At 34.1% G+C, this 17,725-nt stretch carries 18 protein-coding genes; 7 read left to right on the plus strand and 11 right to left on the minus strand.

All coding sequences use genetic code 11. From position 1 onward, the window contains the following. Positions 1 to 4 precede the first annotated feature (4 nt). The 5 genes from CL818_RS07860 to CL818_RS07880 all read right to left on the minus strand — a co-directional run bounded on the left by CL818_RS07860 (position 5) and on the right by CL818_RS07880 (position 5,702). Positions 5 to 1,045: a VWA domain-containing protein gene (locus CL818_RS07860; RefSeq protein ID WP_013186196.1), complete on the minus strand. Its 1,041-nt coding sequence runs from the start codon at positions 1,043 to 1,045 to the stop codon at positions 5 to 7. Further along, complete coding sequence (locus CL818_RS07865; RefSeq protein ID WP_272973006.1) at positions 1,046 to 2,050, minus strand: vWA domain-containing protein; 1,005 nt, start codon at positions 2,048 to 2,050, stop codon at positions 1,046 to 1,048. It lies immediately after the preceding gene. Next, positions 2,050 to 3,708 (minus strand): DUF4381 domain-containing protein, encoded by a 1,659-nt coding sequence (locus CL818_RS07870; protein ID WP_272973005.1) that lies wholly within the window; start codon positions 3,706 to 3,708, stop codon positions 2,050 to 2,052. The genes CL818_RS07865 and CL818_RS07870 overlap by 1 nt, the downstream gene beginning before the upstream one ends. Then, complete coding sequence (locus CL818_RS07875; protein ID WP_272973004.1) at positions 3,709 to 4,575, minus strand: DUF58 domain-containing protein; 867 nt, start codon at positions 4,573 to 4,575, stop codon at positions 3,709 to 3,711. 125 nt (positions 4,576 to 4,700) lie between these two features. Continuing rightward, positions 4,701 to 5,702, minus strand: coding sequence for an AAA family ATPase (locus CL818_RS07880; protein WP_283642804.1), 1,002 nt, complete (start codon positions 5,700 to 5,702; stop codon positions 4,701 to 4,703). 197 nt (positions 5,703 to 5,899) lie between these two features. On the opposite strand from CL818_RS07880, the gene CL818_RS07885 reads away from it, so the two are divergent. Further along, entirely contained in the window at positions 5,900 to 6,781 is an 882-nt protein-coding gene (locus CL818_RS07885) for an aldo/keto reductase (protein WP_272973002.1), read from the plus strand. On the opposite strand, the gene CL818_RS07890 is transcribed toward CL818_RS07885, so the two are convergent. The 3 genes from CL818_RS07890 to CL818_RS07900 are packed head-to-tail and all read right to left on the minus strand — an operon-like array spanning position 6,778 to position 8,742. Beyond that, complete coding sequence (locus tag CL818_RS07890) at positions 6,778 to 7,254, minus strand: acyl-CoA thioesterase (protein ID WP_272973001.1); 477 nt, start codon at positions 7,252 to 7,254, stop codon at positions 6,778 to 6,780. The two genes, CL818_RS07885 and CL818_RS07890, sit on opposite strands and share 4 nt — an antisense overlap. Before the next feature lies 1 nt (position 7,255). Next, on the minus strand, positions 7,256 to 8,113 hold the full coding sequence (locus tag CL818_RS07895) for an alpha/beta fold hydrolase (RefSeq protein ID WP_219359882.1): 858 nt from the start codon (positions 8,111 to 8,113) through the stop codon (positions 7,256 to 7,258). Between the two features lie 38 nt (positions 8,114 to 8,151). Then, positions 8,152 to 8,742: a TetR/AcrR family transcriptional regulator gene (locus CL818_RS07900; RefSeq protein WP_219359881.1), complete on the minus strand. Its 591-nt coding sequence runs from the start codon at positions 8,740 to 8,742 to the stop codon at positions 8,152 to 8,154. A gap of 231 nt (positions 8,743 to 8,973) precedes the next feature. Here CL818_RS07900 and CL818_RS07905 point away from each other — a divergent pair, with 231 nt between their 5' ends. The 4 genes from CL818_RS07905 (at position 8,974) to nadD (ending at position 11,362) form a co-directional block, all read left to right on the plus strand. After that, complete coding sequence (locus tag CL818_RS07905) at positions 8,974 to 9,255, plus strand: SdpI family protein (protein ID WP_412101577.1); 282 nt, start codon at positions 8,974 to 8,976, stop codon at positions 9,253 to 9,255. 63 nt (positions 9,256 to 9,318) lie between these two features. Further along, complete coding sequence (locus CL818_RS07910) at positions 9,319 to 10,176, plus strand: YicC/YloC family endoribonuclease (RefSeq protein WP_041240857.1); 858 nt, start codon at positions 9,319 to 9,321, stop codon at positions 10,174 to 10,176. Further along, complete coding sequence (gene gmk, locus CL818_RS07915) at positions 10,176 to 10,772, plus strand: guanylate kinase (protein ID WP_013186207.1); 597 nt, start codon at positions 10,176 to 10,178, stop codon at positions 10,770 to 10,772. Before CL818_RS07910 ends, gmk begins: the two co-directional genes overlap by 1 nt. Further along, complete coding sequence (nadD, locus tag CL818_RS07920) at positions 10,772 to 11,362, plus strand: nicotinate (nicotinamide) nucleotide adenylyltransferase (RefSeq protein WP_272972999.1); 591 nt, start codon at positions 10,772 to 10,774, stop codon at positions 11,360 to 11,362. Before gmk ends, nadD begins: the two co-directional genes overlap by 1 nt. 65 nt (positions 11,363 to 11,427) lie before the next feature. On the opposite strand, the gene lysM is transcribed toward nadD, so the two are convergent. Further along, the gene (lysM, locus tag CL818_RS07925; RefSeq protein ID WP_013186209.1) at positions 11,428 to 11,928 is read right to left on the minus strand and encodes a peptidoglycan-binding protein LysM; all 501 of its coding nucleotides are present in this window, start codon (positions 11,926 to 11,928) and stop codon (positions 11,428 to 11,430) included. 197 nt (positions 11,929 to 12,125) lie between these two features. Next, a complete protein-coding gene (locus CL818_RS07930; RefSeq protein WP_272972998.1) occupies positions 12,126 to 13,055 on the minus strand; it encodes a nicotinic acid mononucleotide adenyltransferase in 930 nt (309 codons plus the stop codon). Positions 13,056 to 13,179: 124 nt separating this feature from the next. On the opposite strand from CL818_RS07930, the gene CL818_RS07935 reads away from it, so the two are divergent. Further along, entirely contained in the window at positions 13,180 to 14,184 is a 1,005-nt protein-coding gene (locus CL818_RS07935; protein ID WP_013186211.1) for an NAD(P)H-dependent glycerol-3-phosphate dehydrogenase, read from the plus strand. Between the two features lies 1 nt (position 14,185). Here CL818_RS07935 and CL818_RS07940 read toward each other — a convergent pair whose 3' ends face one another. After that, a complete protein-coding gene (locus CL818_RS07940; protein ID WP_272972997.1) occupies positions 14,186 to 14,650 on the minus strand; it encodes a GbsR/MarR family transcriptional regulator in 465 nt (154 codons plus the stop codon). A gap of 252 nt (positions 14,651 to 14,902) precedes the next feature. Here CL818_RS07940 and CL818_RS07945 point away from each other — a divergent pair, with 252 nt between their 5' ends. Beyond that, on the plus strand, positions 14,903 to 17,686 hold the full coding sequence (locus CL818_RS07945) for a T9SS-dependent M36 family metallopeptidase (RefSeq protein ID WP_272972996.1): 2,784 nt from the start codon (positions 14,903 to 14,905) through the stop codon (positions 17,684 to 17,686). Positions 17,687 to 17,725 lie beyond the last annotated feature (39 nt).

The raw sequence follows: 17,725 nt of genomic DNA on the forward strand, positions 1-17,725 counted from the left end.
GTATTTAATCTATTTGTTTTTCGTTGAACAAATTCAATTTTTTAAGCCAACTTGTTCTTCGTTCCAGCAAAAATACTTCTAAAACTAAAAAGAAAATTCCGAAGCCTAAAAACCACTGAAACTGGTCTTTAAAATCTGCAAACTGCTTAGCTTCAAACTCTTTCTTATCCATATTTTGAAGGATTTCTGTTACTTTCTCTACGGTTTCCTTAGTGATGTTATTATATATATACTCACCATTAGCCTCTTTAGCAATATCTTTTAATGTTTCTTCCTGTAGCCTTGTAATTACAGTCTGATCATTTTGATCTTTCTTATAATTAAGCACAACACCATTGCGTTTAATTGGTATTCTGCCTCCTTTTGTTGTACCTACACCAATGGTAAAGATTCTTATACCTTCTTCACTTGCTTCTTCTGCAATGTTTACAGAATCGCCTTCATGGTCTTCTCCATCACTAATAATAAATAGCACACGATTAGTTTGCTCATCATCATTATAGTAGGTTTTAGCTAGTTGAATTGCCTCATTTATAGCTGTACCTTGACTACTCAACATATCTGTATTCATATTTTGCAAGAACATCTTAGCACTTGCGTAATCTGTGGTAATGGGCAATTGCGGAAAAGCACTTCCTGCATATGCAATAATACCTACACGATCACTAGCCAAACTATTTATAATTTGTGTGACCAACTGTTGAGACTTCTCTAAGCGGTTAGGAGCAACGTCTTCTGCTAGCATACTCTTAGACACATCAATTGCGAAAACAACATCAACACCTTCTCGTTTTACTGTTTCTAATTTCGTGCCAATCTTAGGATTTACTAATGCAATTGTTAAACAGGCAATAGCCAAGCACAGTACAACTATTTTTAAAATTGTTTTAAAAACAGATTGGTTTGGGCTTAGCTTTTTAAGCAAGTCTTTGTCTGCAAACTGAGATTGTTTGCGTTTTTTCCAGATTAATGCAGCAATTAATAGCAGTAGTAATACTGGTACAATTGCCAACAACCAAAAATATATGTGTTCCTCTAATACCATTTATACAAAACTTCTAAAAATTGTAAACCTTAATAACACCTCAACAACTATTAATCCTAATGCCGCTAATACTAAAGATCTAAAAAGCTCTTTGTAGTTATAAAATTTAAACTCTTCTACTTCTGTTTTTTCCAGCTTATTTATCTCTTCATAAATAGCTTCTAATTTCTGATTGTTAGTAGCTCTAAAATATTGACCACCAGTTGCAGTAGCGATTTGTTTTAAAAGGTCTTCATCTATTTCTACTTTCTGATTGCCATATTGAAATTGCCCATTAGACTTTATACCAATTGGAGATAATGCCATACCATTACTACCAATACCAATAGTGTAGGTTTTAATGCCGTACTCCACAGCTAACTCACTTGCTAACTTAGGGTCTATTGTACCAGAATTGTTTACACCATCGGTAAGTAAGATTATAACCTTACTTAAAGCTTTACTGTCTTTTAGTCTGTTAACAGATGTTGCTAATCCCATACCTATAGCAGTACCATTCTCAAGAACTTCACTAAACTTTACATCATTTAAAGCGCCAAGCACTATACTTTTATCACTCGTAATAGGTGTTTTTGTGTAGCTTTCTCCAGCATATAGAACAATACCTATACGATCGTTAGGACGTCCTTGTATAAACTCTGAAGCAACATCTTTTAAAGCTTCCAGTCTATTTGGTCTAAGGTCTCTTGCTAACATACTCGCAGAAACATCAATAGCCATAACGATATCTATACCTTTTGTGGTCTTAGTTTTAGTTGAAACATCTACCGTACGAGGTCTTGCCATTGCAGTTATTAAAAATGCTAATGCTAATAGGCGCAACACAAATAGTAGCGGTCTTATGTTTACCAACCAGCTTTGCTTTACTTTAAAACCTTTTATAGTAGATATTTTTAGCTCTGCAGTTTGTTTACCTCTTTTAATAATGTACCAAGCAATTAGTACTGGCATTATTAAGAACAACCAGAACCACTGCGGATTTTCGAAAACAAAATTATCTAACATTACTGAGCACTTTTTTGAAGTTCGATACTATTAATAATACGGTTTGATATTTCTTCACCAGCTTCATCATTCTCACCATTTACAACCATTATTTGTTGCATACCAATGTTATTATTAAATACCAGTAATTGAAACGCAGATTTTTGACCCGTAAAGTTTCCTTGCTCTTTAGAAAATGTAAACGTACCATAAGCTTTTAGTCCTTTAATACCGTTTGCTGTAGTAAACTCATCTTCTTTTACAAACATATTATTAGCACCTTGTTGCTCTAGCATTCCTAAATTAGCTTGTACAATTGCACTTTTATCTACGTCTTTTTGTTCCTGCTTAAACGATGTTGTGTTAACATATACGTAAAACCCGTTTATAAGACTACCATAAGTAAATAATTGATTGTCCTTAACAACTTGCTCTACTTCTTTAGGCAAAGCTGCATCTTTTCTTACCAATACTTTTGGTGTTGTAATTGCTACTGATGGATAACCATAATCACTTCTTACCCAATCACCTTGCAGAAGTTCTTTAGTAGGATGACCAATAAAGCTATCTTTTATATAATCTGTTCCTTTTATTACAATTAAACTAACAAAGAATACAACTAATACAAAGAGACCAACTATAACAGAAATTATAATCTGTTTACGTTTTCGCTTTTTAGCTTTAGCTTCTTGAAACTCTATAGTGTTCTCTAACTCTTCTAATGTAGGTTCTGGAATTGCAGCTTTTGTATCTTTAATAATATCTTCAACTCTTAATCTGTCTGCTTTTACAACGCCTTCATTTGGATTCATTTTTGCAAATTTCGCTAAATCTGCACGCATTAAAATTTGTTTGAAATCCTTAATTGTTTCTTGAGACAGATCTAACTTTCCTTGTTGTTTTTTTGCTTCCATTAAAGCGATTAACTCTTCTGTTGTTCGCTCCATTGCATGATCGTCTACTTTTTCATCTATAAAGCGACGTGCAGAATCTGTTAATCGGGAATAGTAGTTTTTGTAGTCTTGATTTTTAAGCAAATCAGACTTATCCAACGCTTGTAACTCAAGCATTGCTTTTTCAAATGGAGGAATTTTTACTTCTGCTTCTGCTTTTTTCTTCTGTCTTCTAAAGATTAAAAATAACAAGCTAGCTACAACCATAGCTATAAGAAGCAACCACCATATCCAAGTTGGTATTTGAAAACGACTAGGTACCTCGACAGATGGTTTTATAGGATACATCTTCTGCTTAGTTGTATCTACAGCTACATCTGCAACTACAACTCGCATAGAGTCTGTTAGTATGACCCTATCATTAATCATAACTCTTTGTTGCGGGATGGTATAACTACCAGAATCAAATTGTGTTAAGCGGTATTCCTTTAAGAGTCTAAAACGTTTTTCTAGTCGTGTTGTATCTGCCAACAAACTTTCCACCATTTCCATAGGAGCAAATGTTTGTCCTTCGGGAAACACAACCACATTGGTTGAGTCTGTTTCTACCTGAATGCTATACGTTATCTGTTCTCCTATTTTTATTGAAGTTGAATCTATAGTAGCGTTTACTTCTTGAGAAAATGAATAGGTAATGGCGAAAAGCGAAACGAAAATAGCGGTAAGTGTCCTAACCGAAGTTGAAAACACTTTGTTTATATCCATTTTTAAGTTTTCATTCATCATTTAAGCTCTTCTTTTAAAATAACCCAATAATTTCTTTACATAGCTCTCATCTGTACGCGTATGTATTACGCCAGACCCACTTCTTCTAAATGTGTTTTCAAAGTAATTTACACGCTCATTATAATGTTTGGCATAATTAACTCTTACAGTCTTAGATCCTGTATTTACCAATAACAACTCTCCAGTTTCTTCATCTTGCATTTGCACCATTCCTAAATTAGGAATAGCTTCTTCTTTTTCATCATACACGCGAATACCTGTAACATCATGTTTTTTACCTACAATTTTCATTGTTTGCTCATAACCATCTGTCATAAAATCTGATAAGACAAAAACGATAGCTTTTTTCTTAAGCATGTTAGATAAGTATTTTAAAGCTTTTGTAATGTCTGTCTTTTTACTTTGTGGCTTAAACTCTATAAGTTCTCTTATTATTCTCAAGACATGTGAACGTCCTTTTTTTGGAGGTATAAAAAGTTCGATTTCATCAGAAAATAAAAGCAATCCTATTTTATCATTATTCTGTGTTGCCGAAAATGCTAAGGTTGCTGAAATTTCTGTGATTATATCTTTTTTAAACGCTTGGTTTGTACCAAAGAATTCTGAACCAGATATATCTACCATTAAAACCATGGTTAACTCACGTTCTTCTTCAAAAATCTTAACAAAAGGCTCATTATACCTTGCCGTTACATTCCAATCTATACTCCTTACATCATCTCCAAATTGATATTGGCGCACTTCACTAAACGTCATACCACGACCTTTAAAAGTACTGTGGTACTCGCCACCAAACACGTGATCGCTAAGGCGACGTGTTTTAATTTCAATTTTACGTACTTTTTTTAGGAGGTCTTTGGTGTTCATTGTCTTTAATCGAAGAGTCTTAAATGCAATTTGATTTTTGAATTTTCAAGGTAGAGTTAAGTGCTTAGCAAGAAGAGATTAGTAACTCAAAGCATTACTTCCTAATTACTAAAGCTCAGAAACTACTATGGCACTTCAATCTCATTTACAATTTTATTTATAAGATCTACGCTGGTAACATTTTCTGCTTCAGCTTCATAGGTTAACCCAATACGATGCCTGAGTACATCATGTACTACTGCACGCACATCTTCTGGCACAACATAACCTCTACGCTTAATAAAGGCATAGCACTTTGCTGCGTTTGCAAGGTTTATACTACCACGAGGTGAAGCTCCAAAGTTTATTAATGGTTTAATATCATTAAGATTGTATTGTTCTGGATAACGTGTTGCGAAGATGATGTCTAGAATATACTTCTCTATCTTCTCATCCATATAAACTTCTTTAACAGCTAGTTGGGCTCTCAAAATTTGATCTATAGATACAACTGGATTTACAGTTTCAAAACTGCCTTTTAGGTTAGCACGCATTACCATTTGCTCCTCATCCATCTTAGGATAATCTATCACTGTTTTTAACATGAAACGGTCTACTTGGGCTTCTGGCAAAGGATAAGTTCCTTCTTGCTCTACTGGGTTTTGTGTTGCCATAACTAAGAAAGGCTTATCTAACACAAAGGTTTCATCTCCTATGGTCACTTGCTTTTCCTGCATAGCTTCTAATAAAGCAGATTGTACCTTGGCAGGAGCACGGTTTATCTCATCTGCCAATACGAAATTAGCAAAAATAGGACCTTTCTTAATGCTAAAGTCATTAAGCTTCATATTGTAGATCATAGTTCCCACAACATCTGCAGGCAATAAGTCTGGCGTAAATTGAATACGGCTAAATGTCCCGTGAACAGCTTTAGACAACGTGTTTATTGCTAAGGTTTTTGCCAAACCTGGCACACCTTCTAATAAGATATGACCTTGTCCTAAAAGACCAATAAGCAAACGCTCTACCATATGCTTTTGGCCAACAATTACCTTTCTCATTTCTAATGAAAGTACATCTACAAAAGCACTTTCTTTTTCTATTTTTTCATTTAAACTCGCAATGTCTATCGACGTGTTTTGTTCCATAGATTCAATTATTTAATTCACAAATTTAAAAAGCTAACTAAAGCTAAACAAATTCCTATTTTTAAAAAATATCTTAAAAAAGTCGCTTTTAAAAACCAACTTTTATTTAAACGTGTAAGTTACCAAAGCCTTATCAATATATGTACTTTCGCATTAGATAAGTTTCAGTAACTAACAAATACGAAAAGATTAGAACTATGTTGCAGGAAAAATTACAGTTTTCAAGAATTATTCAAGGAGTAATGAATTGGGGTGCTTGGGGAGCAAAAATGAGCACCCAACAAATGGCAGAACAAATTGAACACGTATTAAACCTTGGCATAACAACTTTTGATCACGCAGATATTTATGGTGGTTATACTACTGAAGCTGAATTTGGAAAAGCATTTAAAGAAAGTGGTGTAAACCGTGAAGATGTACAACTCATCTCTAAACTAGGCATACAGTATCTTTCTGATGAACGACCGTATAACCGTGTAAAACATTACCAATATGATGCTACCTACATATTGGAGAACACAGAACGGTCTTTACAAAAACTAAACACCAACTATTTAGATTTGTTGCTGCTTCATAGACCAAGTCCACTTATGGATCCTTTAGAAATAAAAGGCGCGATTGAAAGGCTACTTACAGAAGGTAAAATTAAATCTTTTGGGGTTTCAAATTTTACACCAAGCCAGGTTGCTATGCTAGAAAAACATATTAAGGTTTCTGGTAATCAAATTGAGTGTAGTATTACCCAGTATGAACCAATGCTAAATGGTGTTTTAGATGATATGGTTACTAAGGATATACTGCCAATGGCCTGGTCTCCTTTAGGTAGTATTTTTAAGGAACATACACAACAAACTATGCGTGTACAAAATGTCTTAGAAACACTACGCGCTAAATACAGAACTACTACAGACCAAATTCTTATTGCTTGGCTACTAAAGCATCCTTCTGGTATACATCCAGTAATTGGAACATCTAAGGTTTCTCATGCTAAAGCAGCAGTTAAAGCACAAGAAATAAACCTTGACATACAAGATTGGTTTGAGCTCCTAATTGCAAGTCAAGGTCATAAAGTTCCTTAATCTAAATCTTTTGGCATCTTTCCAAATGCTCTAGTATCTTCTTTGGTTAAAATCTTGAAATCTTCAGATTTTGGAGCATTTTCTAGAACATGGTTAAGTTCTTTTGGGAATGTAGTCATCTTACGTTCTTTAAGATCCATCCAGCATCCTAACATATCGCAAGTCGCTAAGTTTTTTCCATTTGAATCGTAAAAATTATGGACAAATTTAAAAAGTGAACCATCTTCACTAACGCCACCAACCTCAAAAGATACTTTAATAGGTTTGCCTTGTAATACTTCTCTAAAGTAAAAGATGTGTTCGTAAAAAATGACTGGGCCAATATTATATTTGGCCATTTCTTTTTGGCCAAAACCATTTTCAATTAGGTAAGCCATTCTGGTGTGACTCATAAAATTTATAAATGCAGAGTTTGCTAAATGACGATTCGCATCTAAATCGCTCCATCTTATATCAAATTCTTTTGTAAACATATTAGTAGGTTTCTTGTGGTTGTTTATTAATTAATTTAATTCTTTCTAACACAGCGTTTACCACAATATCACTTTCAAGATTGTGTCCTAAACCTTCTGTGTAAAATGTTTTAATATCTGGGTTTTGTTTTACGCCTTCCTGTATTGGTAATATTGGTGTTACCTTATCTTGAGTTTCATGAATAACCAAGATTGGCTTATCTATCAATTTAAAGAATTGCGCCATTGTCACTCTATCTGCAGGAAGTTTTAAAACCTCATTTACTTTTATTAATAAATTTTGAATTGATTTTGTTGACAAGCCCAACATCACTTTAAAGTATGTGAAGATGGCACCCATCCCAGAAGGCGCACCCATAATTACATAGCTACTTACATTTAAGTTGGTGTTTACTAAAAAAGCATACGCAGTAACCATACTACCCAATGAGTGACAAACCATAGTATGAATATGGCCTATATGTTTTTCTGAAGCCGCAATTGCTTTACGGTAAATTTCAAAGTTAAGAGCATTACCATCAGACAATCCGTGTCCTTGGGCATCTAAGGCGTACGCTGTATATTCGGTTAAATCGAGTTGATCTATATAAGGCTGCCACCGTTGTGAATTACTCATCCAACCATGAACAAAAAACAAACGTTTTTTGCCTATGCCCCATTTATGCAACACAACATTTTGATTGTTAATCTCAAAATTGTGTTTTATACTTTTTTTAAAAAACGCTTCTCCTTTTTCTGTAATTCCTACACGTTTTACTCTACACAACAACTTAAAACTAAACTCCCTATTCCAACTTGGGAACACAGGCGCTGTGCTATTAATTATAAATCCTAATATTTTTAATATGAAATTCTTCATAAATTTATTTTGATACCAATTGGTATTTAAGATCGGTTTTAAAGACTTACAGATTGTATAACCATCTCAAGGTGTTTTACGCAATGGGTAATGGCATTCTTATTTCGTTCTAGTTTACTCATCATTATTCCACCTTCTAAAGAAGATATAACTATAGTAGCATAAAACTCTATATCTATATCTGGTTTTACCTGCTTGTTTTTTATACCGTTTTGAAAAAGCACCTTAATAGAAGCTCTAAGTTGCGCCAACATATTAAATGCTTGTTGTCTTAATACAGAGTTAGAGTCATCTACCTCAACAGCAACATTCATAAGAGGGCAACCACCTTCATAATAAGGAGATTCCATATAATTCTCAAAAAATTCGAATATGGCATCAAACTTTGTTTTAAAAGTTTTCGCTTCCTTTATGCTAGACCCTAAATTAGAAAACAACAGCCTAGATAAATTACGTAATGCCTGTTGCTCTAAGTCCTGCTTACTTTCAAAATGCCTATAAATAGCACCTTTTGTAAGACCAGTTGCTTTAGTAATATCACTTATAGAGGTGGCCTTGTAACCTTGTGTATTAAACAGGTTGGCGCTCTCTATTAAAATCTTTTGTTTTGTTGCTGTTGCGTTTCGCATACAACAAAGATACCAAACGGTATCTAAACCTCAATACAATAATGATCTTTATATTGATTTTTCAACTAAATTTGTTACTTTAAAGCGTAATTATTCTTATTTATGGATATTAACCATCAACTTATTACTGGATTGAGCTGTGCATTTATATTGCTCGTACTAGGTATAATTTTCTATAAATTTCCACCAAAGAAAATTAACTCAGTATACGGTTATCGCACACCTAGATCTATGACTAATCAAGATACTTGGGATAGTGCAAATACATTTTCTTCAATTTGGATGATACGCTTTGCGGTGTTTACATTTCTTGTAAGTGGCGCTAGTTATGTCTTAATTCCAGAGTATAGCGCATTAATAACGGTTATAGTTTTAGTGCTTTTAGTAGTTTTAATCTTACCCCTAACAGAATCTCACTTAAAAAGACACTACACAAAAAGTGGTAGCCCTAAAAGTGTAGTTGATGAATTTGATTTACCTCCAACTGGAGTTACTAGTAGTGAAGAAGAGTAACATCTTAAATGTTAACTTCATCGGTTTAGAATTAGTAACTTTGCAACTTCTTAAAAATCATTTATGATTCAATCCATGACTGGCTTTGGCAAAAGCACATTACAATTGCCTACCAAAAAAATATCGATAGAGATTAAATCTCTTAATAGCAAGAGTTTAGACCTAAATGCTCGTATGCCTAACCAATATCGTGAAAAAGAGTTAGATATGCGTAAGCTTATTGCATCTTCACTAATGCGCGGAAAGGTAGACTTTAGCTTGTATATTGAAACTACATCAGACGATACGACTAGCGCTATTAACAGCGAGGTTGTAAAGTCTTATATGCAACAACTTAAGCAAGTAGTAGCTTCTGATGATACAGAACTCTTAAAGATGGCTATAAAAATGCCAGATGCCCTAAAGACAGTTCGCGAAGAAATTGATGAGACAGAATACGACTCTATCTTAAATACTTTAAAAGAAGCCTTAGTTGAAATAAATAGATTTAGAACAGATGAAGGCAAAGCTTTAGAGGACGACTTTAATCTTCGAATTTCTAATATTAAGAATTTGCTTGAAGAGGTTATTAAGATAGATCCAGATCGTATAAACCAAGTTAAAGAACGCCTTCGAAAAGGAATTGAAGAGTTAAAAGAAAGCGTAGACGAAAACAGGTTTGAGCAAGAACTTGTTTACTATATTGAAAAATATGACATTACCGAGGAAAAAACGAGGTTAGACAACCACCTTTCTTATTTTACAGAAACTATAAATAGCGCAGACTCCAACGGAAAAAAGCTTGGTTTTATAAGTCAAGAAATTGGTCGTGAAATAAACACGATAGGATCTAAATCTAACTATGCACCAATGCAACAACTTGTTGTTCAGATGAAGGATGAGCTGGAAAAAATTAAAGAACAACTACTAAACGTTTTGTAATGAGCAAAGGAGGAAAACTCATAGTATTTTCGGCACCTTCTGGAAGTGGAAAAACTACTATAGTAAGACATTTATTAAAGCACCAATCGTTAAATCTTGAGTTCTCCATTTCGGCAACGTCAAGAGAGCCGCGCTTTGGCGAACAAGATGGTGTACATTATTACTTTCTAGATCTTTCAGAGTTTAAACGACGAATTAAAGAAGATGAGTTTTTAGAATGGGAAGAAGTTTATAGAGATAACTTTTATGGCACACTAAAATCTGAGGTAGAGCGTATTTGGGACGAAGGCAAAAATGTAATATTTGATATTGACGTTGTTGGCGGCCTAGATATTAAAGAGATTTATCCAGAAAAAACACTTGCCGTTTTTGTAAAACCTCCAAGTATAGAGGAGCTTAAAATTAGACTTAAAAAACGCAAAACAGAAACAGAAGACAAGATTAATATGAGAGTTGCAAAAGCTTCAATAGAGCTAAAGACTGCACCACAATTTGATCATATTATACTTAATGATAATTTAGATGTTGCACTTACAAAAGCATATAATCTTGTTTCAGATTTTGTTGGCGCAGATACTAATACAACAGAAGACTAGTGAAAACTAACAAGAATATAGGCTTGTATTTTGGGACATTTAACCCTATTCATATTGGGCATTTAGCTATTGCTAACCATATGGCAGAGTTTTCAGAATTGGATGAAATATGGTTAGTTGTTACACCTCACAATCCGTTTAAGAAGAAAAGCACGTTACTAGATAATCATCATAGATTAGAAATGGTGAGACTTGCAACAGAGCATTATCCTAAGCTTAAACCAAGTACAGTTGAGTTTGATTTACCACAACCAAATTATACTGTAAATACACTTGCTGTTTTAGAAGAAAAGTATCCAGACTACATGTTTAATTTAATTATGGGTGAGGATAATTTAAAAAGCCTTCATAAGTGGAAAAACTATGACCTGATTTTAGAGCGCTATGGTATTTTTGTTTACCCAAGAATTTCTGAAGGTGTTATAGAGCATCAATTTAAAGATCATCCTAAGATAACTAAAGTTAAAGCTCCTATTATGGAGATATCTTCAACATTTATAAGATCTTCAATTGCAGATAAGAAAAACATACGCCCATTATTACCAGAACACGTGTGGTCTTACGCAGATGAGATGAATTTTTATAGATAACCTACTATTTACAACATAAAAAAACCTGTCTTATGACAGGTTTTTTGTTTTCTATAAAGATGTGATTAATCTTCTTGTGCAGGAATACGTAATACTTGTCCTGGATAAATTTTATCTGGATCTGTAAGCATTGGTTTATTAGCTTCAAAAATAACTGGGTATTTCATAGCATTACCATAGTACTTTTTAGCAATCTTACTTAAGCTGTCACCTTTTTCCACAGTATGAAACTGTGCTTCTGGCTCTTTATTTTCAACTTCCATTTGATCGTCTACTTGAGCAATTCCAGCTGTATTTCCTACTACAAGAACAATTTTTTCTCGCGTTGCTTGGTCTAAAGCCTTACCAGTAATTGTAGCCGTATCACCTTCAATAGTTACATTAAGGTTTTCTGCCTCTAGGCCTAAATCACTAACTGTTTCTTCCATAGAGCTTGCAGCCTTTTCATTAGCCTCCTTAATCTTAGCTGCGTTTTCTGCAGCCGCTTCTGCAGCTTCTTCCTTGTCTGTTTTGCCTATACCAAATACTTTGGCTCCTGCATTTTTAATAAATGAAAATAATCCCATTGTGTTTTCTTTTGTTAATTATTAATAAGTACCCAATTTACAAAAAGCACTCACTAAAGACAAGAGTCTTTTTATAAATCCGACTTAAATTCTTATCAATGTTTTAAGAGTTATTTAGCAGTAAGCTATTAACAAGACTTTGCTTACAATTGCAACTTTAAAAGCCTCTTTTAAAGAGGCTTTTAATAATTACTTTTTTATATAGATGCTCCATCTTTAGTGAGCACTTTAAATTCTGCTTTGCTAATACGTTTTTTTGAGGTGCTATTTTTAAGTTTATATTCAATATATCCTCTACCTCTAAAAGTATACGTGCTTTCTGAATCTGGATGAAATAACATTATTGTATTATCATCTGGTATAGTCATCTCAAAGTACTCATTTCCCATAGGCTCATAGTCCAAATAAAGCCCTTTAACGTAACCGTTATTAGAGATATCTGTAACTTCGTAGTGACCTTGATAATCCCAAACGACATCATTAGGATGTGTTCCTTGTGCATCTATTGAGCTTTCAAAATTGTCACCTTGACCAAATGGTAAGAATTGTATAAAGTTTTCTTCATCAAAAGCATTTACATAACCATTTGCACTAGTTGCTGTTTTTTCCCATAGTTGATATTCTTGTAGGAAATAATGTATATTATTATAAAACACAAGATCATAATCAAAAGTTGAACGTTGATAGCCGTAAAATACATATCGCGTACCTGATGACAAATCTTTCAGTATCATTTTATTTGCCTGTCCTTCTATAACTTGAAACCTATGGTAACCATCTTTATCATGGCTAATTTCTAAAACATCCTGAAAAGCATCAAAATACCCTGTTTGTATGCCAAAACCACCACCTCGAGAACCAATGCCAACTAAATTATTATTAGCATACAAATCTCCTTGCTGAAATGACAATGTAAAAGCAATTTCTAAAAAAGGTACTCTAGTTGCACCTGCAGTTTGCTCAACATCTAAATACCATAACTCGTAAGTTTGTAAATACTGATTTAAAGGTAAGGTAGGTTCTGGGTTATTTACTTCATAGTCTTGATCATCTACAACCTCTACATAACAAGACGTCATCACTAACCCTACAAAGAATAACATGCTAAAATTTAGTATCGTTTTCATAACGTTTAATTTTGGGATTCTATAATTTGGGTTTCAAAGGACGTGCCAAAAACACAAACCATTGTATTGCAGCAATATATATCGCTATCATATTTTGTATTTTTGGTGATGAAAAGATTAGACTATGAATGACGAACCAAAATTTGCCGTAATTGGCGGCGGAAGCTGGGCAACAGCCATTGTAAAGATGCTTTGTGAGAATTTAAATGAGGTGCATTGGTATATGCGTAGCGTTTATGCTATAGAGCATTTAAAGAAAATGCAACATAACCCCAATTACTTAAGCTCTGTGGAGTTTAATACTGAGCAGCTAAAATTAAGTAATGATATTAATGAAGTAATTAATGCGGCAGATAACCTAATCTTTGCAGTACCAAGTGCTTTTATATATAGTGAATTACAAGAGCTAACAATACCCTTAAAAGACAAGAAGGTATTTAGTGCCATAAAAGGAATTGTACCAGAAACTGGACTAATTGTAGGCGAACATTTAAATGAAACCTACGAAATCCCTTTTGATAATATAGGTGTAATTACAGGACCTTGTCATGCAGAAGAGGTTGCCTTAGAGCGTTTATCCTATTTAACAGTAGCTTGTGCTAATGAGGATAACGCAAAATTCTTTGCTAAATATTTAACGTGTGATTACATAAATGTAAAAACATCTGAAGATGTTACTGGAACAGAGTATGCTGCCATGCTAAAAAATATTTATGCTATTGCAGCAGGAATAGCTCACGGTTTAGGCTACGGAGATAATTTTCAGAGTGTCTTAATGAGTAATGCTATTCGCGAAATGAAGCGCTTTATTAAAAAAGTGTACAAGATGAAGCGAAATATTAACGACTCAGCTTATTTGGGAGATTTATTAGTAACAGGTTATTCTGTATTTAGTAGAAACAGAATGTTTGGTAATATGATTGGTAAAGGTTACACAGTAAAAAGTGCTCAAATGGAAATGAGTATGGTTGCTGAAGGTTATTATGCTGCAAAAAGTGCTTACACCATAAACCAAGACAAAAAGAAGAAAAGAGCCAAAACTCCTATAATAGATGCTGTTTATAGCATTTTATATGAAAACAAGAATCCTAAAAAGGTATTTGATAAGTTAGCCGAAAAATTAGACTAACCTATTTTTCCTTTGGCTCCCAAGAGTCTATTAGGCTTATACTTTCTGTTATAAAATACTCCATAAATTTCACCAAGTCTTGAAGTTCGTGATTATAACTTTTGGTATCCTTAGTCCTTGCCTTTAATATATCTTCTAAAACTCTTACATGATCATTAAGCCCCAAAATGTCTTTTCTAAACATAGTTCTCCAATGATCTAACTTAGAGTAAAAATAGCGCTTCCTGTCACCTAATTGTGTTTTGTAGCCAATACGTCCTAATACCAATAAGTTGTTTATAGCATTACTCGTAGCACTTTTACTTAATTGTAAGGTCTCTCGTATTTCATCAAACGTTAAACTTGTTTTGTCGGAAACCGTTAAGAGTGTATTTACTCTAGCAGATGCTGGTGCAAAGCCAGATTGTTCTTGGATAACCCCAAATCTTTCTATTAATTCTTCCTGTTCTCTAGTTAGTTTAGACATTTTCAGCAGTTTAGTTATTTATAACTCCTAACACAAATATAAATTATTGATTCAATTTTAATAAAAATAGCATTTCTTTAACATAATATTTGTTGATATTCTGATTTATTTTACATTAATCCCTATAAAGTGTATCTATTCTCGTCCAAATACAACAATGAGTTAATGTTTTATTATTTTTTTTCAATCTTAGTTTTCACTTCTTTAAGTTCTTTAGTTTTGGAACTATAAATAAAACTTTGAACTGAAATTATGAAAAAAAACTATTCTACTCAATTACTTACTTGTCTCTTATGTTTTGTTTTTACTCTAAGTGGTATTGCGCAAGATACTAACTCAATTATATCAACATACATCTCTGCCCATAAGAAAGACCTTAAATTGTCTGGCGCTATTACTTTTCACACAAATAGTATTGGCAATCTATCTAACAAAAATTACAATGTTGCATACCTACAACAAACCTTTAACGGTATAAAAGTTTCTAATGCCAATGCAACTGTTGTTTTAAAAGATAATAAGGTCATTAGTTTTAAGCATACGTTTATAAATAATTTAGAAACCAAATTAACCGGTGCCGCAACAGCACCTAACTTAACACCTAATCAAGCTGGAACTGCTGCACTTGGTGCTTTGGGACTTACAGATCTAAATCATGTGCAGTTTTTAGATTTTGCTACAAAAGAAGACATCAATGCTCTGCAATTATCTCAAGAAACCCTAACTGCACCATTATTTTATGAGAAAGCAGCCAATGGGAATTACGTGTTAACTTATGAGATTATCGTCAAGGAGCCTACGCCGCATTGGTGGTTGTCTAAAATTAATGTTTCTACTGGTGAATTAGTTTCAAAATACGACCTCAATATATCGTGTAACTTTAATGCGCCTGTTGTAACAGATGCAGCACCAAATTTAAACTCACATATATCACACAAACACATTTTAAATACAAAAGCGCCATCAGTGTTAAATAGGGAGAACACAACTTTTAGAGCTTCTAATGCTGGTCTTTTAAACGATGGTGCTATCTATAACGCATATCCTCTTAGAGTAGAAACTCCAATTCACGGTGAGCGTGAGTTACTTATAAACCCTTCATTAATTGCTACACAACCCGTCAGCAGACCTGTGCCTTCACCAAGTGGATGGCACGATTTAGATGGTGTATTACAAACTAACACTAATGGTAACAATGTTGCAGCCTATGAAGATTCAGACAACTCCAACTCAGCTTCTTCTGCAGGTTCATTGGTAGATGGTGGCGCAAATTTAGTATTCGATTTTCCTTTAGATCTTACTCAGGAACCAGATGTTTACCAAGAGGCAACAATAGTTAACCTATTTGTATGGAACAACTATGTACACGATGTATTTTATGCGTACGGTTTTGATGAAGATAACGGTAATTTTCAAGAAGAAGATTATGATCGTTTCACAGGAGTAGATATTCCTTTAGTTACAGCGCATAACGGTGATGGTGTTGCTGCAGAAGCTCAAGATGGTAGCGGCTTAAACAATGCAAATTTTGCTACACCAGCAGATGGCGGTAACCCAAGAATGCAAATGTTCTTGTGGGGCGCTTCGCCATTTGGAGAATTTCTAAACATATATTCGTCAGGAGATTTAGATGGTGTATATGCATCAACTAGATTCCCTTTTGTTGATATTCCTCGATCTGATGATCCAGAAGTAAGCGGTAGCCTAGTTGTTATTGAAGATGATGGTGCTGATTATACTGGTGCAAATGGTGGCACTGCAGGACCAAGTCCAGATACGGATGATGGATGTACAACTACTGTGAATGCTGCTGAGTTAAATGGCAATATTGCTGTAATTAAACGAGGTGTATGTACATTCACCACAAAAATTTATAATGCTCAAGATGCTGGAGCAATAGCAGCAATTATTGTAAATAATGTTGAAGGTGAAGGCCCTGCCAATGGTGGTGGTGAGCCAACAGACCCTATAAACATTCCTACTATTTCACTTTCTCTAGAAGATGGAGATCCAATAATTAATGCACTTAATAATGGTGAAACTGTAACAGGAAGAATTGTAGATAATGGTCCTCTTTCAGACTTAGTAATGAAAGATGGCGATTTAGATCAAGGTATTATTGCTCACGAGTATGGTCACGGTATTTCAACCCGATTAGTAGGAGGCAGAAATAATACAAGTTGTTTAAGTAGTCTTCTTTATGAAGAACAAATGGGCGAAGGCTGGAGTGACTTCTTTGCATTAGTAATGACACAACAAATAACTGATACTGCCGAACAACCTAGAGGTATTGGCACTTATGTTTTAGGACAAGATGCACTAGGCTCTGGGATTAGGCCAGCACGTTATTCAACAGATTTAGCAGTTAATGGGTATACATATGAAGATATGGAAAACCCAGAAGTTACTGTACCACATGGTATAGGCTTCATATGGTCTACAATTTTATGGGATATGTATTGGGCGTTTATAGATGAATATGGTTTTGACCCAGATATGTATTATGGTACTGGAGGCAATAATATGGCATTACAACTCGTGATGGATGGTTTAAAATTACAAACCTGTGGAAATGTTGGGTTTGTTGATGGTAGAGATGCTATCCTTATGGCAGATGAAGCACTATATGCTGGAGCAAATGAGTGCACCATAAGAAGAGTTTTTGCGCGACGTGGTGTAGGAGCTCTTTCCTCACAAGGCACCGCACTTAGTAGAGCAGATCAAACACCAGACTTTACGGTTAGTGATCCATCAGGCACAAATTGTGATGAAGTATTAGCTACTAATGATTTAGACAATGCTTTATTTACAGTATATCCTAATCCTGCATCCCACCAAATATACATTAACTCTAATAAAAATAGTGGCCTTGCCAAAGTAGAGGTTTATGATATAAATGGCCGTAAGGTTATAAATCAGAATATTGATCTTGTAAACACAGCTACCTTAAATACATCTAACCTAGAGACTGGTATTTATGTATTACATATTAACACCGACAATGCGTCTTACACACAGAAGGTTATCATACAATAAATTAAGTGTAGTGTATTGGGGATGAAATTGGGAGGCTTT

The sequence above is a fragment of the Croceibacter sp. genome (assembly GCF_002716225.1).
Taxonomy (GTDB): domain Bacteria; phylum Bacteroidota; class Bacteroidia; order Flavobacteriales; family Flavobacteriaceae; genus Croceibacter; species Croceibacter atlanticus.

Excerpts from the sequence above, each read along its gene's own strand:
- lysM (WP_013186209.1), bottom strand. The coding sequence starts at position 11,928 with ATGGGATTATTTTCATTTATTAAAAATGCAGGAGCCAAAGTATTTGGT.
- CL818_RS07935 (WP_013186211.1), top strand. The coding sequence starts at position 13,180 with ATGAATGACGAACCAAAATTTGCCGTAATTGGCGGCGGAAGCTGGGCA.
- CL818_RS07885 (WP_272973002.1), top strand. The coding sequence starts at position 5,900 with ATGTTGCAGGAAAAATTACAGTTTTCAAGAATTATTCAAGGAGTAATG.
- CL818_RS07865 (WP_272973006.1), bottom strand. The coding sequence starts at position 2,050 with ATGTTAGATAATTTTGTTTTCGAAAATCCGCAGTGGTTCTGGTTGTTC.
- CL818_RS07895 (WP_219359882.1), bottom strand. The coding sequence starts at position 8,113 with ATGAAGAATTTCATATTAAAAATATTAGGATTTATAATTAATAGCACA.
- CL818_RS07940 (WP_272972997.1), bottom strand. The coding sequence starts at position 14,650 with ATGTCTAAACTAACTAGAGAACAGGAAGAATTAATAGAAAGATTTGGG.
- CL818_RS07905 (WP_412101577.1), top strand. The coding sequence starts at position 8,974 with ATGACTAATCAAGATACTTGGGATAGTGCAAATACATTTTCTTCAATT.
- CL818_RS07890 (WP_272973001.1), bottom strand. The coding sequence starts at position 7,254 with ATGTTTACAAAAGAATTTGATATAAGATGGAGCGATTTAGATGCGAAT.
- CL818_RS07860 (WP_013186196.1), bottom strand. The coding sequence starts at position 1,045 with ATGGTATTAGAGGAACACATATATTTTTGGTTGTTGGCAATTGTACCA.
- CL818_RS07880 (WP_283642804.1), bottom strand. The coding sequence starts at position 5,702 with ATGGAACAAAACACGTCGATAGACATTGCGAGTTTAAATGAAAAAATA.
- gmk (WP_013186207.1), top strand. The coding sequence starts at position 10,176 with ATGAGCAAAGGAGGAAAACTCATAGTATTTTCGGCACCTTCTGGAAGT.
- CL818_RS07870 (WP_272973005.1), bottom strand. The coding sequence starts at position 3,708 with ATGATGAATGAAAACTTAAAAATGGATATAAACAAAGTGTTTTCAACT.
- CL818_RS07910 (WP_041240857.1), top strand. The coding sequence starts at position 9,319 with ATGATTCAATCCATGACTGGCTTTGGCAAAAGCACATTACAATTGCCT.
- CL818_RS07930 (WP_272972998.1), bottom strand. The coding sequence starts at position 13,055 with ATGAAAACGATACTAAATTTTAGCATGTTATTCTTTGTAGGGTTAGTG.
- CL818_RS07875 (WP_272973004.1), bottom strand. The coding sequence starts at position 4,575 with ATGAACACCAAAGACCTCCTAAAAAAAGTACGTAAAATTGAAATTAAA.
- CL818_RS07900 (WP_219359881.1), bottom strand. The coding sequence starts at position 8,742 with ATGCGAAACGCAACAGCAACAAAACAAAAGATTTTAATAGAGAGCGCC.
- CL818_RS07945 (WP_272972996.1), top strand. The coding sequence starts at position 14,903 with ATGAAAAAAAACTATTCTACTCAATTACTTACTTGTCTCTTATGTTTT.